The 16,987-nt window shown below is 74.5% G+C and carries 1 protein-coding gene; it reads right to left on the minus strand.

Features of this window, described 5'->3' with window-relative positions:
• Positions 1 to 48: 48 nt before the first annotated feature.
• A complete protein-coding gene (locus ACIOWN_RS31770) occupies positions 49 to 16,971 on the minus strand; it encodes an SDR family NAD(P)-dependent oxidoreductase (protein ID WP_401984126.1) in 16,923 nt (5,640 codons plus the stop codon).
• Positions 16,972 to 16,987 lie beyond the last annotated feature (16 nt).

Genomic DNA, 16,987 nt, shown 5'->3' on the forward strand with positions numbered 1-16,987 from the left:
CCGTGAACCTTCCTCAGATGTTTCTCGCGTAGTTGCAGTGGGCCCGGGTCAGGAGTTCGACGACCGGCCGAGTTCGTTGTCGATGAAGGCGAAGATCTCCTCGGCGCTCGCCGCCTCGATCCGCTCACCGACGGCCGGTCCGTCCCCGTCCGAGCCGGGGCCCGAGCCGTCCCAGGCGGCCAGCAGCCGCCGCAACCGGCCCGCGACCCCGCGGCGGGTGGCCTCGTCCATGCCGTCGGCGGACAGTTCCGCCTCCAGCCGGTCGAGCGCCGCCAGCGGGAACGCGGCCGTGCCGCTCCGCTCCCCGCCCACCAGGGAGCCGGCCAGGTGCAGGGCGACGGCGGTGGGCGTCGGGTGGTCGAAGACGAGCGTGGACGGCAGCCGCACACCGGTGGCCGCGGAGAGCCGGGTGCGCAGTTCGACCGCCATCAGCGAGTCGAAGCCCAGCCGGCTGAAGTCCCGGTCGGCGGGGACCGCGTCGGCACCGGAGTGGCCGAGCACCCCGGCCGTCTCCTGGCGGACCAGGGCGACGAGGGTCTCGTGCCCCTGCTCGGCGCCGAGGCCGGCCAGGCGGCGGGCGAGCCCGTCGGCGCCGGCCGTGGCCGCCGCGCGGCGCCGGGTGCGGACCAGGGAGCGCAGCACCGCGGGGACGTCGCCGGTGTCGGCGGCCGCGGCGGACCGGGCGACCCGGATCGCCACGGCGAGTGCCTCGTCCTGGCCGTTCGCCGCGTCGAACAGGGCGAGGCCCTGGCGTTCGGTGAGCGGTGGCATCCCGGAGCGCTCCATGCGCTCGATGTCGGCGTCGGTGAGTGTGCCGGTCATGCCGGCGCCCTGGCCCCAGGGTCCCCAGGCGAGCGAGAGGGCGGGCAGGCCCTGGGCCGCCCGGTGCGCGGCGAGCGCGTCGAGGAACGTGTTGGCGGCGGCGTAGTTGCCCTGTCCGGGGCCGCCGGTGACGCCGGCCACGGAGGAGTACAGGACGAATCCGGCGAGCGGCAGGGCCGAGGTCGCCCGGTGCAGGTGCCAGGCGGCGTCCGCCTTGGGGCGCAGCACGGTGTTGAGCCGGTCGGCGGTGAGCGATCCGATCGTGGCGTCGTCGAGGACACCGGCCGTGTGCACGACCGCGGTCAGCGGGTGCTCGGGCGGCAGTGAGGCGAGGAGCGCGTCGACGGCGGCCCGGTCGGAGACGTCGCAGGCCCGTACGGTGACCTCGGCGCCGAGCGCGGAGAGTTCCTCGCACAGGGCGGTCGTGCCGGGTGCGTCGGGTCCGCGGCGGCCGGCCAGCAGCAGGTGCTTGATGCCGTGGCCGGTCACCAGGTGGCGGGCGAGTACGGCTCCGAGGCCGCCGGTGCCGCCGGTGATCAGTACGGTGCCGTCGCGGTCCCAGGCACGGACCTGGTCGGCGGCCGGGGTGACGGCGGACTCGGTGCGGGTGAGGCGGGCGACGGTGAGCGCGCCGCCGCGGACGGCGGCCTGGGTCTCGCCCGCGTCGAACAGGGCGGGCAGCGAGGCCAGGACGGCGGCGCCGGTCGCGTCGGCGCCGGCGGCCGGGTCGAGGTCCAGGAGCAGGAAGCTGCCCGGGTTCTCGGACTGGGCGGAGCGGACCAGGCCCCAGACGGCTGCCGCCGCCAGGTCGGTCACGTCCTCCCGGCCGGCCGCGACGGCCCCGCGGGTGACGATCACGAGGCGGGAGTCCGCGGTGCGGGGTTCGGAGGTCCACTCGCGCAGCAGGTCGAGCACCGTCGCGGTGGCGGCGCGGATGGCGGCGGGCAGGTCGTCCCCGGCGGCGGGGTCGCCCTCGACCGGCAGGAGCATCAGCGACGGCAGGGGTGCCCCGCTGTCCAGCAGTTCGGTGAGCGAGTGCGCGCGGGCGGGCAGGACGTTGTCCACCGCGGCGAGCGCGGTGTCCAGGCCGGGCAGCCCGTCGCCGAGCACCGTCCACGGGCCGTTGCCGCCGGGGCGCGGGGCCGGGGCGGGCGCGACCCAGTCGAGGCTGAGCAGTGCGGCGTCGTCCGCGGCGGGGGCGTCCGTGCCGTGTGCGGCGGCGGCGCCCAGGGTGAGCGAGGCCACCGAGAGGACGGGGCCGCCCTGCGGGTCGGTCGCCTCCAGCGCCCAGGTGTCGTCGCCGGTGGCGGTGAGCCGTACCCGCAGGAGGGCGGGGTGCGCGGCGTGCAGGACGAGCCCGTCCCAGGCGACGGCGTCGAGGGTGTCGTCGCCGTCTCCGCCTCCGCCTCCGTCTCCGTCTCCGTCTCCGTCTCCGTCTCCGTTGAGAACGACGGCGGCGCGGACCGCCGTGTCCAGCAGCGCCGGGTGCAGGGCGAACGCCTGCTCGGCCGGGCCCTGTTCGGTGATCTCGACCTCGGCGAAGAGGTCCTCGCCGTGCCGCCAGGCGGCGCGCAGCACGGCCGCGCCGGTGGGTTCGGGCAGCTCGTCGACCGGGGTGGCGTCGGCGGGCGGCCATACGGTGTCGGGCGCGGCGGGGGCGGCGGGCGCGTCGGTGAGCGCCGCGGTGGCCCGCTCGATCCACGGGGCGCCGTCGCCGTCCGCGCGGGTGTGCACGGTGAGGGCGCGCCGGCCGGTCCCGTCGGGGGCGGCCACCAGTACCTGGAGGCGCTGGGGGCGCTTGTCGGTGAGCACCAGGGGCGCACTGACGGTGAGGTTCTCGACGGTGGTGCGGTCGCAGGCGTCGGCGGCGTGCAGCGCGAGTTCGGCGAGGACCGCGGTGGGCAGGGTGGTGGTGCCGTCGCTCACGCGGCCGGTGAGCCAGGGCTGTGCGGCGGCGGACAGGCGTCCGCTGAGCAGCGTCTCGTCCGAGCCCGCGACCGCCGTGGCGGCGGTGAGCAGCGGGTGCCCTCCGGCGTCCAGGCCCAGTCCGCCCGCGTCGCCGGGGGCGGCGGTGGTGTCGGGCCAGAAGCGGGTGCCCTGGAAGGCGTAGGTGGGCAGTTCGACGGTGCGGGCACCGGTACCGGCGAGGACGGCGGTCCAGTCGGCGTCGAGGCCGGCGGTGTGCAGCCGGGCCAGGGCGGTGAGGACGGACACGGTCTCGTCGCGGTCCTTGCGCAGCGCCGGCACGACGACCGCGTCGGAGTCGGGCAGACAGGCGGCGGCGAGCGCGGACAGTACGCCGTCGGGGCCGATCTCCAGGAAGGCGGTGACACCCCGGTCGGCGAGCGCGCGCACACCGTCGGCGAACCGCACGGCCTCGCGGACATGACGCACCCAGTAGCCGGCGTCGGTGTGCGTGCCCGCGGAGGCGACCTCGCCGGTCAGGTTGGACACGACGGGGATGCGCGGCTCGGCGTAGGCGATGCTCTCGGCGACGGTGCGGAACTCCTCCAGCATCGGCTCCATCAAGGCCGAGTGGAAGGCGTGGCTCACCCGCAGCCGGGAGACACGGCGGCCGGCCGACTCCAGGCGGGCGACGACCTGCCCGACGCCGTCCTCGGGGCCGGAGACGACGACGGAGGCGGGGCCGTTGACGGCGGCGACGGCGACGCCGTCACCGAGCAGCGGCAGCACCTCGTCCTCGGTGGCCTCGACGGCGGCCATGGCGCCGCCCTCGGGCAGCGCGTCCATGAGGCGGGCGCGTGCGGCGACCAGCCGGCAGGCGTCCTCCAGTGAGAACACCCCGGCGACGTGCGCGGCCGCGATCTCCCCGACCGAGTGACCGGCCACGAAGTCCGGCGTGACGCCCCAGGACTCCACCAGCCGGTACAGGGCGACCTCGACCGCGAACAGCGCGGGCTGGGTGCAGCGGGTGCGGTTGAGCTGTTCCGGGTCGTCGCCCCACATGACCTCCCGCAGACAGAAGCCGAGTTCGGCGTGGAGCAGGTCCAGCACGGTGTCCAGGGCCTCGGCGAACACCGGGAAGCGGGCGTGGAGTTCGCGTCCCATGCCGAGGCGCTGGGCGCCCTGTCCGGAGAACAGGAACGCCGGTGTACGGGCGCCGGCCTCGGCGCGCGCGGCCTCGGTGACGCCGTCGGGGCCCGCCAGCAGGACGGCCCGGTGCTCGAAGGAGGACCGGCTCGTCACGAGGGACAGGCCGATGTCGGCGCCCGACACCTCGGGGTGTGCGGCGGCATGGGCGCGCAGCCGTTCCAGCTGGGCGTCGAGCGCCTGCCCGGAACGGGCCGAGACGACCCACGGGGTGACGGCGGGGGTCACGGCGTCCTCGGCGGGACGCTCGGCCGCGGCGGGCTCGGGGGCGCCTTCCAGGATGACGTGGGCGTTGGTGCCGCTGATGCCGAACGACGACACACCGGCCCGGCGGGCCCGTCCCGTCTCCGGCCAGGCGGCTTCCTCGGTGAGCAGCCGGACGGCGCCCAGGGACCAGTCGACGTGCGTGGACGGCTCGGTGACGTGCAGGGTGCGCGGGAGCAGGCCGTTGCGCATCGCCATGACCATCTTGACGAGTCCGGCGGCACCGGCCGCGGACTGGGTGTGGCCGATGTTGGACTTCACCGAGCCGAGCAGCAGCGGCTGCTGCGGGTCGCGGTCGCTGCCGTAGGTGGCGAGCAGGGCCTGCGCCTCGATCGGGTCGCCGAGCGGGGTGCCGGTGCCGTGCGCCTCGACGGCGTCGACGTCGCCGGGCCGCAGGCCCGCGTTGGCCAGCGCCTGGCGGATCACCCGCTGCTGGGAGGGCCCGTTGGGGGCGGTCAGGCCGTTGGAGGCGCCGTCCTGGTTGACAGCGGTGCCGCGCACGACGGCGAGCACCCGGTGTCCGGCGCGGCGGGCGTCGGAGAGGCGCTCGAGGACGAGCACCGCCGCGCCCTCGGACCAGCCCGTGCCGTCGGCGGAGTCGGAGAACGCCTTGCACCGGCCGTCCTGGGCGAGACCGCCCATCTTGGAGAAGCCGGCGAAGTTGGCGGGGGTGGTCATCACGGTGACACCGCCGGCCAGCGCCATGCTGCACTCCCCCGACCGCAGTGCCTGGGTGGCGAGGTGCAGGGAGACCAGCGACGAGGAGCAGGCGGTGTCGACCGAGAGGGCGGGGCCCTCCAGGCCGAGCGTGTAGGCGAGGCGGCCGGAGACCACGCTGACGGCGAGGCCGGTGGTGGCGTGGCTCGCGATGTCGTCGCGGGACCGCATGACCAGACCGGAGTAGTCCTGGCCGCTGACACCCATGAAGACACCGGTGCGGCTTCCGCGCAGCGCGGCCGGGTCCAGCCCGGCGCGCTCCACGGCCTCCCAGGTGACTTCGAGCAGGATGCGCTGCTGCGGGTCCATGGCGAGGGCCTCGCGCGGCGCGATGCCGAAGAAGTCGGCGTCGAACTCGGCGATGTCGCTCAGGAATCCGCCCTGTCCGGACAGGTCGCCCAGCTCGCCGCCGATCGCCGAGGACTCCCACTCACGGTCGGCGGGGAAACCGGTGATGGCGTCGGTACCGGACGCCACGAGGTCCCACAGTTCCTCGGGAGATCCGACACCGCCCGGGAAGCGGCAGCCCATCCCGACGATGACCACGGGGTCGTCGTCGGACGTGGCGGCGGCGCTCCGCGGGGTGGTGAAGGCCTCCGCGGCGTCGGCGCCGAGCAGTTCGTCGAGGAGATGGTCGGCGAGCTGCTGGGGCGTCGGGTAGTCGAAGACCAGGGTGGCGGTCAGGGTGAGGCCGGAGGCCTTGCCGAGCCGGTTGCGCAGTTCGATCGCGGTGAGCGAGTCGAAGCCGAGACCGCGGAACTCCCGGCGGGCGTCGACGGCGTCGGCGGAACCGTGTCCGAGGACCGCGGCGGCCTCGGTACGCACCAGGTCGACCAGGAACGGCCGGCGCTGGTCCTCGGGCAGGACCGCGAGACGCTCGGCGAGTCCGGCGCGGGCGACCGCGGCGGTGCCGGCCCGTGCCCGGCGTCCGCCGATGCGGACCAGTCCGCGCAGGATCGCGGGGACGCTCATGCCGGGGGGCAGCGAGCCGTTGCCGCCGAGGCCCAGTGGCACGACGAGCGGTTCGTCGGCGAGGGTGGCGGCGTCGTAGAGGGCCAGGCCCCGCTCGACGGACAGCAGCGGCATGCCGCTGTTGTCGTTGATGCGGCGCATGTCCTCGTCGCTCAGTCCGCTCGTCATGCCGCTGCCCTGCTCCCAGGCGTTCCAGGCGAGCGAGGTTGCGGGCAGGCCGAGGGCCTGGCGGTGGGCGGCGAGGGCGTCCAGGAAGGTGTTGCCCGCGGCGTAGTTGGCCTGGCCGGGGCTGCCGAAGACGCCGGAGGTCGAGGAGTACAGGACGAAGGCGGCCAGGTCGAGGTCGCGGGTGAGGTGGTGCAGGTGCCAGGCGGCGTCGACCTTCGGCCGCAGCACGGTGTCGAGGCGGTCCGGGGTGAGGGAGGCGACGATGCCGTCGTCGAGGACACCCGCCGTGTGCACGACCGCGGTGAGCGGGTGCTCGGCCGGGACGGAGGCGAGCAGCGCGGCGAGGGCGTCACGGTCGGCGGCGTCGCAGGCGGCGACCGTGGCCTCGGCGCCGAGTTCGGCCAGCGTCTGGACGAGGTCGGCGGCACCGGGGGCGTCGGGCCCGCGTCGGCTGGTGAGCAGCAGGTGCCTGACGCCGTGCTCGGCGACCAGGTGGCGGGCCAGCTCGGAGGCGAGACCGCCGGTGCCACCGGTGACCAGGACGGTGCCCTCGGGGTCCAGGGCTCGGGGCATGGTCAGCACGATCTTGCCGATGTGCTTGGCCATGCTCATGAAGCGGAAGGCCTCACGGGAGCGGCGGACGTCCCAGGCACGGACCGGAAGCGGGGACAGCACGTCCCGCTCGAAGAGGCCGACGAGGTCGAGCAGCATCCGCTGGATGTGGTCGGAGTCGACCATGCCCAGGTCGAAGAACCGGTAGGTGATGCCGTCCGAGGCGGAGCCGGCGTCCCGGATGTCGGTCTTGCCCATCTCCAGGAACCGGCCGCCCGTGCCGAGCAGCCGCATCGACGCGTCGACGAACTCACCGGCCAGAGCGTTCAGGACGACATCGAGGCCTCCCTCCCCCGCGACCTTTGCGAAGGCCGCCTCGAAGTCGAGGGTGCGCGAGGACGCGATGTGGTCGTCGGCGACCCCGAGGGAGCGCAGCACGTCCCACTTGCCCTCACTGGCCGTCGCGAAGACCTCCGCGCCGAAGTGACGGGCGATCTGGATCGCCGCCATACCGACACCACCGGCACCGGCATGGATCAGGACCTTCTCCCCCGCCCTCAGCCCGGCGAGATCCTTCAGCGCGTAGTAAGCGGTGAGGAACACCAGCGGCACGGACGACGCGGTCTCCCAGGACCAGCCGTCGGGGATCCGGGTCAGCAGACGCTCGTCGGCGGCACCCGACGGACCGAACCCGCCGAACACCATGCCCATGACCCGGTCACCGGGAGCGAGACCCGTCACGTCCGGGCCGACCTCGGTGACGACGCCTGCGGCCTCGGAGCCGAACAGGCCCGCCTCACCGGGGTACATACCGAGAGCGTTGAGCACGTCGCGGAAGTTGAGGCCCGCGGCGCGGATCCCGATGCGCACCTGCCGGCCGGCCAGCGGCTCCAGAGCCTCCGGATGCGGCAGCAGGGCGAGACCGTCGAGGCTGCCCTTGACACGGCTGCCCAGCCGCCACGGCGTCCCGGCCGGCGGAACGAGAGAGGAACCGGACTCGAGGCGGGCGAGCCGGCCGACGCGGACGGTGCCCTCGCGGACCTGAGCCTGCGGCTCCTCCGCGTCGAACAGTCCCGCAAGGAGCGGCAGTCGGGCCAGGGACTCGGCCGTGTCGTCGACATCGGCCAGCAGCAGCCGGCCCGGGTTCTCGGACTGGGCGGAGCGCACCAGACCCCAGACCGGCGCCGCCACGAGATCGAGCGGCGCGCGCTCGCCGTCGGCGACGGCGTTCCGGGTGACCACGACGAGCCGGGAGGAGGCGAAAGCGGGTCCGGCCAGCCACTCCTGCACCAGAGCAAGCACCTCGCGAGCCAACTCGTGTGCGGCTTCGGGCCGTTGTTCGACATCGCCGCGGACCGTGACGGCGACCATGTCCGGAACGGCCCCGCTCCGGGCGGCCAGTTCCTCAAGCGTGGTGGCCGGGGTGTGGACGCCCGCGACCGCCTCGGAGTCCGCGGCGAGCGCGGCGGCCAGACCGAACGGGTCATCACCCAGCACGGCCCAGGTGGCGGGAGCGGCCGGGGCGGCGAACGTACGGGGGGTCCAGTCGACGCGGAGCAGCGAGTTGGCGTCGTCACGGCGCGACTCGGGCTCCGGGCCCGCGGCACGCAGGGTCAGCGACTCCACGGAGACGACCGGCTGACCGGCCGGGTCGACCGCGGCGATCCGCACCGCGTCGTCACCACAGGAGGTGATCCGCACCCGCAGGGTGCTCGCCCCGTCCGCGTGCAGGGACACGCCCTCCCAGGCGAACGGCAGCAGGCTGCGGTCGTCGCCCTCGGCGGACAGGAAGACCGTGGAGTGCAGGGCGGCGTCGAAGAGCGCCGGGTGCAGGCCGAACGCGTCGGCGTCCTCGACCGAGTCGGGCAGCGCGACCTCGGCGTAGACCGTGTCGTCCTGGCGCCACACGGCACGCAGTCCACGGAAGACCGGGCCGTACTCCAAGCCGTCGGACGCATAGCGCTCGAACATGCCGTCGATGTCGACGGCCTCCGCGTCCTGCGGCGGCCATACGGTGGTGTCGAAGCCGATGAGGTGTTCGCCCGAGCCGATGCGGCCCGTGGCGTGCTGGGTCCACTCGGCGTCGAAGTCCTCGCCGGGCCGGGTGAAGAACCGCAGCTCGCGCGACCCGTCCTCGTCCGCCGCGCCGACGGAGATCTGCACCTGTACGGCGCCCGTGGGAGGCAGCACGAGCGGCGCGGCGATCATCAGTTCCTCGACCCGGTCGCAGCCGGCCTGGTCGGCGGCGCGCACGGCCAGCTCCAGGAAGCCGGTACCGGGGAAGAAGATCATGCCGCCGACGACGTGGTCGGCGAGCCACGGGTGGGTGGCGGCCGACAGGGAGCCCGTCAGCAGGAGTTCGTCGGAACCCGCCACCGACATGGCGGCGCCGAGGAGCGGGTGGTCGGCCGAGGCCAGACCGAGGCCGGAGGCGTCCAGGGCGGCAAGGGCCGCCTTGGGCCAGTAACGCTCGTGCTGGAAGGCGTAGGTGGGCAGCTCGGCGATGCGGGCGCCGGTGCCGGACAGGGGGGCCGACCAGTCGACGTCGACACCGGCGACGTGCAGCCGGGCGACGCCGCCGAGGAGGGACACGGTCTCGTCGCGGTCCTTGCGCAGCGCCGGCACGACGACCGCGTCGGAGTCGGTCAGACAGGCGGCGGCGAGGGCGGAGAGCACACCGTCGGGGCCGATCTCCAGGAAGGCGGTGACGCCCCGGTCGGCGAGCGCGCGGACACCGTCGGCGAACCGCACGGCCTCGCGGACATGACGCACCCAGTAGCCGGCGTCGGTGTGCGTGCCCGCGGCGGCGACCTCGCCGGTCAGGTTGGACACGACGGGGATGCGCGGCTCGTCGTAGGAGAGCGTCTCCGCGACGGCCCTGAACTCCTCCAGCATCGGGTCCATCAGCGGCGAGTGGAAGGCGTGGCTCACCCGCAGACGGCTGGTACGGCGGCCCTTCGCAGCCAGCTGCTCGGCGACCGCGAGGGTGGCCGCCTCCTCACCGGACACCACGACGGACGTCGGACCGTTGACCGCGGCGACGGCGACACCCTCGGTCAGCAGGGGCAGCACCTCGTCCTCGGTCGCCTCCACCGCGACCATGGCACCGCCCCGCGGCAGCGCCTGCATCAGACCCGCACGCGCGGCCACCAGCCGGCAGGCGTCCTCCAGCGAGAACACCCCCGCCACATGCGCGGCCGCGATCTCCCCGACCGAGTGACCGGCCACGAAGTCGGGGGTGACGCCCCAGGACTCCACCAGCCGGTACAGGGCGACCTCGACCGCGAACAGCGCGGGCTGGGTGAACGCGGTGGCGTTCAGGGCCGTTTCGTCGGTGCCCCACATCACGTCGCGGACGGACGTACCGTGCCCGGTCTCCAGGAGGGCGGCGACGGCATCGAAGGCTTCGGCGAACACCGTGAAACGGGCGTGGAGTTCACGGCCCATGCCGAGGCGCTGGGCGCCCTGCCCGGAGAACAGGAAGGCGGTACGGCGCTGTTCGGCGACGCCCCGGGCGGCCTCGGTGAGGGTGCCGTCGGCCGCGAGCAGGACGGCCCGGTGCTCGAAGTGGGAGCGGCCGGTGGCCAGGGTGTACGCGGTGTCGAGCGCGGGCAGCGCGTCGGCGGACTCCCGCAGCCGCTCCACCTGGGCGTCGAGCGCGGCCTCGGACTTCGCCGAGACGGGCCAGGCGATCGCGCCGGGCACCGGCCGGCCGGCAGCCGGTGCGGGCACCGGCTCCTCGGGAGCGCCCTCAAGGATGACGTGGGCGTTGGTGCCGCTGATACCGAACGACGACACACCGGCCCGGCGGGCCCGTCCCGTCTCCGGCCACACCGTCTCCTCGGTGAGCAGCCGCACCGCGCCCAGGGACCAGTCGACGTGCGTGGACGGCTCGGTGACGTGCAGGGTGCGCGGGAGCACGCCGTTGCGCATCGCCATGACCATCTTGACGAGTCCGGCGGCACCCGCGGCGGCCTGGGTGTGACCGATGTTCGACTTCACCGAACCGAGCAGCAGCGGCTGCTGCGGGTCGCGGTCGCTGCCGTAGGTGGCGAGCAGGGCCTGCGCCTCGATCGGGTCGCCGAGCGGGGTGCCGGTGCCGTGCGCCTCGACGGCGTCGACATCACTCGTGTTCAGGCCCGCGTTGGCCAGCGCCTGGCGGATCACCCGCTGCTGGGAAGGACCGTTCGGGGCCGTGAGGCCGTTGGAGGCACCGTCCTGGTTGACGGCGGAACCACGCACCACGGCCAGCACGCGGTGCCCGGCGCGACGGGCGTCGGAGAGACGCTCCACCACGAACACCGCCGCGCCCTCGGACCAGCCCGTGCCGTCGGCGGAGTCGGAGAACGCCTTGCAGCGGCCGTCCTGGGCGAGACCGCCCATCCGGGAGAACCCGGCGAAGTTGGCGGGCGTGGTCATCACGGTGACGCCACCGACCAGCGCCATGCTGCACTCCCCCGCCCGTAGCGCCTGCGCGGCGAGGTGCAGGGACACCAGCGACGAGGAGCAGGCCGTGTCGACCGACAGGGCGGGACCCTCCAGGCCGAGCGCGTAGGAGAGACGTCCCGAGACCACACTGACCGCGAGGCCCGCGGTGGCGTGGCCGGCGACGTCGTCGCGGGAGCTCATGACCAGACTGGAGTAGTCCTGGCCGTTGACGCCCATGAAGACACCCGTGCGAGAGCCGCGCAGGGTGGCCGGATCGACACCGGCGCGCTCCACGGCCTCCCAGGCCACCTCGAGGAGGATGCGCTGCTGCGGGTCCATGGCCAGGGCCTCGCGCGGCGAGATGCCGAAGAACCCGGCGTCGAAGCCGGCGATGTCGCGCAGGAATCCGCCCCGCGCGGCCACGGCACCGGCCTCACCGCCGAGGAGCGCCGACGACTCCCACTCACGGTCGGCGGGGATGCCTGTGACGGCGTCGGTACCGGACGCCAGGAGGTCCCACAGTTCCTCGGGCGATCCGACACCGCCCGGGAAGCGGCAGCCGATCCCGACGATGACGACAGGGTCGTCGGTCACCTCGGGAGCGGTCCGAGGGGCGGCGAAGATCTCGACGGCGTCGGCGCCGAGCAGTTCGTCCAGGAGATGGTCGGCGAGTTGCTCGGGCGTCGGGTAGTCGAAGACGAGCGTTGCGGGCAGGGTGAGACCGGTCGCCTTGCCGAGCCGGTTGCGCAGTTCGATCGCGGTGAGCGAGTCGAAGCCGAGACCGCGGAACTCCCGGCGGGCGTCGACGGCATCGGCGGAACCGTGTCCGAGGACCGCGGCGGCCTCGGCACGCACCAGGTCGACGACGAACGGCCGGCGCCGCTCCTCGGGCAGGACCGCGAGACGCTCGGCCAGTCCGGCGCGGGCGACCGCGGCGGTGGCCGCCCGGGCCCGGCGTCCACCGGTACGGACCAGTCCGCGCAGCAGGGCGGGAACGCCGGCACCGGCGGGCAACGGGCCACCGCCGGCCAGACCGAGCGGCACCACGAGCGGCTCGCCGGCGAGCATGGCGGCGTCGTAGAGGGCCAGGCCCCGCTCGACGGACAGCAGCGGCATCCCACCGGCGTCACTGATCCGGCGCGCGTCCTGGCCGCTCAACTGGCCGGTCATGCCGACGCCTTGCTCCCAGGCTCCCCAGGCGAGGGAGGTGGCGGGCAGGCCGAGAGCATGGCGGTGGGCGGCGAGGGCGTCCAGGAAGGCGTTGCCCGCCGCGTAGTTGGCCTGCCCGGGGCTGCCCATGACACCGGCCGTCGAGGAGTACACGACGAAGGCGGCCAGGTCGAGGTCACGGGTGAGGTCGTGCAGATGCCAGGCCGCGTCGACCTTCGGCCGCAGCACGGCGTCGAGGCGGTCCGGGGTGAGAGAGGCGACGATGCCGTCGTCGAGGACACCCGCCGTGTGCACCACGGCGGTCAGCGGGTGCCCGGCCGGGACGGAGGCGAGCAGCGCGGCGAGCGCGTCACGGTCGGCGACGTCACAGGCGGCGACCGTGGCCTCGGCCCCGAGATCGGCCAGCGCCTGCACGAGGTCGGCGGAACCGGGGGCGTCCGGTCCGCGGCGGCTGGTCAGCAGCAGGTGCCTGACGCCGTGCTCGGCGACCAGGTGGCGGGCCAGCTCGGAAGCCAGACCACCGGTACCGCCGGTGACCAGGACGGTGCCCTCGGGATCCAGGGACCGCACGGGAGAGCCACCGGACTCGAGGCGGGCGAGCCGGCCGACACGGACGGTGCCCTCACGGACGACGGCCTGCGGCTCCTCCGCGTCGAACAGCCCCGCGAGCAGCGGCAGTCGGGCCAGGGACTCGGCCGTGTCGTCGACGTCGGCCAGAAGCAGCCGGCCCGGGTTCTCGGACTGGGCGGAGCGCACCAGACCCCACACAGGGGCAGCGGCCAGATCGAGCGGGCCGTGCTCGCCGTCGGCGACGGCGCTGCGGGTCACCACGACGAGCCGGGAGGAGGAGAAGGCGGGCTGGGCCAGCCACTCCTGCACCAGAGCAAGCACCTCACGGGCCAACTCATGTGCGGCCTCGCACCGTTGGTCGACATCGCCGCGGACCGTGACGGCGACCATGTCCGGAACGGCCCCGCTCCGGGCGGCCAGTTCCTCAAGCGTGGCGGCCGGAGCGTGAACGCCCGCGACCGCCTCGGAGTCCGCGGCGAGCGCGGCCGTCAGACCGAACGGGTCATCACCCAGCACGGCCCAGGTGGCAGGAGCGGCCGGGGCGGCGACCGTACGGGGGGTCCAGTCGACGCGGAAGAGCGAGTTGGCGTCATCGCGACGTGGCCGGGCACCGGCCTCCGCGTCCGCGGCACGCAGCGTCAGCGACTCCACGGAGACGACCGGCTGACCGGCCGGGTCGACCGCCGCGATCCGCACCGCGTCCTCGCCGCACGAGGCGATCCGCACCCGCAGCGTGCTCGCCCCGTCCGCGTGCAGGGACACGCCCTCCCAGGCGAAGGGGAGCAGGCTGCTGTCGTCGGACAGGAACACGGTGCCGTGCAGGGCCGCGTGCAGAAGCGCCGGGTGCAGACCGAAGGCGACGGCGTCCTCGACCGAGTCGGGCAGCGCGACCTCGGCGTAGACCGTGTCGTCCTGACGCCACACCGCACGTACTCCGCGGAAGACCGGACCGTAGTCCAGGCCGTCCGAGGCGAGACGGTCGAACAGTCCCTCGATGTCGACGGCCTCCGCGTCACGCGGCGGCCATACGGTGGTGTCGAAGCCGATGAGGTGTTCGCCCGAGCCGATACGGCCCGTGGCGTGCTGGGTCCACTCGGCGTCGAAGTCCTCGCCGGGCCGGGTGAAGAACCGCAGCTCGCGCGACCCGTCCTCGTCGGCGGAACCGACGGAGATCTGCATCTGCGCGGCGCCCGTGGGAGGCAGCACGAGCGGCGTGTCGACGGCCAGTTCCTCGACCCGGTCGCAGCCGGCCTGGTCGGCGGCGCGCACGGCCAGCTCCAGGAAGCCGGTACCGGGGAAGAAGACCGTTCCGCCGACGCTGTGGTCGGCGAGCCACGGGTGGGTGGCGAGCGACAGGGTGCCGGTGAGCAGGAGTTCGTCGGAACCGGCCACCGACATGGCGGCGCCGAGCAGCGGGTGGTCGGCGGAGGCGAGGCCGAGACCGGTGGCGTCGACGGCGGTCGCGGTCGCCTTGGGCCAGTAAAGCTCGTGCTGGAAGGCGTAGGTGGGCAGTTCGGCGGTACGGGCGCCGGTGCCGTCGTGGAACGCCGCCCAGTCGACGGTGACGCCGGCCGTGTGCAGCCGGGCCAGCGCGGTGACGGCGCTGTGCTCCTCGGGGCGGTCCTTGCGCAGGAACGGGACGGTGACGGCGGTGGCCGACTGCTGGGCCAGGGCGGCGAGCACGCCGTCGGGGCCGAGTTCGAGCAGGACGTCGGCGCCGGCCTCGGCGAGCGCGCGGACGCCGTCGGCGAACCGGACGGCCTCGCGGACATGACGCACCCAGTACTCCGGGTCGGTCAACTGCCCGTCCGCCGCCATGGCGCCGGTGAGGTTGGAGACGACCGGGATGCGCGGCTCGTCGTAGGAGAGCGTCTCCGCGACCGCGCGGAAGTCCTCCAGCATCGGGTCCATCAACGGCGAGTGGAAGGCGTGGCTCACCCGCAGACGGCTGGTACGACGGCCCTTCGCCGCCAACTGCTCGGCGACCGTGAGGGTGGCCGCCTCCTCACCGGACACCACGACGGAGGTCGGACCGTTGACGGCGGCGACGGCGACACCCTCGGTCAGCAGCGGCAGCACCTCGTCCTCGGTCGCCTCCACCGCGACCATGGCACCGCCCCCCGGCAGCGCCTGCATCAGACCCGCACGCGCGGCCACCAGCCGGCAGGCGTCCTCCAGCGAGAACACCCCCGCCACATGCGCGGCCGCGATCTCCCCGACCGAGTGACCGGCCACGAAGTCGGGGGTGACGCCCCAGGACTCCACCAGCCGGTAGAGGGCGACCTCGACCGCGAACAGGGCGGGCTGGGTGAACCCCGTCTCGTTCAGCGGGGCTTCCTCGTCGCCCCAGACGATGTCGGCGAGGCTCGCGCCGAGTTCCTCGTCGAGCAGGTCGAGGACGCGGTCCAGGGCCTCGGCGAACACGGGGAAGCGGGCGTGGAGTTCACGGCCCATGCCGAGGCGCTGGGCGCCCTGCCCGGAGAACAGGAAGGCGCTGCGGGTGCGGCCGACGGCCTGGCCCTCGTGGGCGTCCGGGGCGGGGCCGCCCACCAGCCAGGAGGTGAGCGCCTCGCGGCCGGCGGTGCCGTCCGCGCCGGTGACGACGGCGAGCCGGTGCTCCAGGGCCGCGCGGGTGGTGGCCAGCGAGTACGCGGTGTCCAGCGCGCCGGGGGCACCGGGGGTGTCCAGGTGGGCGACGAGGGCGGCGACCTGCTCGCGCAGGGCGGCGGCGGAGCGCGCCGAGAGCACCCAGGGCAGGACGCCCGCGGTGCGGGGCGCGGCCGGGGTCTCCTCCGGCTGGGCCGCGGGGGTCTCGGGCGCCTGCTCGACGATGACGTGCGCGTTGGTGCCGCTGACGCCGAAGGAGGAGACGCCGGAGCGGCGGGGCCGGTCGGGCGCGGTGGGCCAGGGGCGGTTCTCGGTGAGCAGCTCGACCTTGCCCGCCGTCCAGTCGACGTGGGTGGAGGGCCGGTCGACGTGCAGGGTCTTCGGCAGCACCCCGTTGCGCATCGCCATGACCATCTTCATGATCCCGGCGACGCCGGACGCGGCCTGGGTGTGGCCCATGTTCGACTTGATCGAGCCGAGCAGCAGGGGCTGTTCCCGGTCCTGCCCGTAGGTGGCGAGGATGCTCTGGGCCTCGATGGGGTCGCCGAGCGGGGTGCCGGTGCCGTGCGCCTCGACCGCGTCGACGTCGCCGGTGTTCAGGCCCGCGTTGGACAGGGCCTGCCTGATGACGCGCTGCTGGGAGGGGCCGTTGGGGGCGGTGAAGCCGTTGGAGGCGCCGTCCTGGTTGACGGCGGAGCCGCGGACGACGGCGAGCACGGGGTGGCCGTTGCGCTGGGCGTCGGACAGGCGCTCCAGGACGAGCACGGCCGCGCCCTCCGACCAGCCGGTGCCGTCGGCGGAGTCGGCGAACGCCTTGCAGCGGCCGTCGCGGGCGAGGCCGCCCTGCCGGCTGAACTCGACCAGGGAGCCCGGCGTCGACATCACGTTGACGCCGCCGGCCAGCGCCAGGGTGCACTCGCCGTTGCGCAGCGACTGCACGGCGAGGTGCAGCGCGACCAGCGAGGAGGAGCAGGCGGTGTCGACGGTGATCGCCGGCCCCTCCAGGCCGAAGGTGTACGACAGCCGGCCGGAGACGGCGCTGGCGGCGATGCCGGTGCCGACGTCGCCGGTGGCGTCGTCGAGGGACCGCACCAGCAGGTAGGCGTAGTCCTGCCCGTTGGTGCCGATGAAGGTGCCGGTGCGGGTGCCGCGCAGCCCGGTGGCGTCGATGCGGGCGCGCTCGATCGCCTCCCAGGACGTCTCCAGGAGCAGCCGCTGCTGCGGGTCCATGGTGACGGCCTCGCGCGGCGAGATCCCGAAGAAGCCGGGGTCGAAGCCGGCGATCGAGTCCAGGAAGCCGCCGCGCTGGCTGACCGAGGTGTCCCGGTCGTCGGTGCCGCTGGTGCGCAGCGCCTCCAGGTCCCAGCCGCGGTCGTCCGGGAACTCGGAGATCACGTCGGTGCCGCCGGCGACCATCTCCCACAGGGCCTGTGGTGAGTCGACGCCGCCGGGGAAGCGGCAGCCCATGCCGACCACGGCGATCGGCTCCCGGGCCGCGGCCACGATCGTCCGGTTGCGGCGCCGCAGCCGCTCGGTCTCCTTGACCGCGGCGCGCAGTGCCTCGACTACGTTCTCAGCAGGGGCGTTCATCTCTGCTCCATCACTT

The sequence above is a fragment of the Streptomyces sp. NPDC087787 genome, assembly GCF_044743035.1.
Lineage (GTDB): Bacteria > Actinomycetota > Actinomycetes > Streptomycetales > Streptomycetaceae > Streptomyces.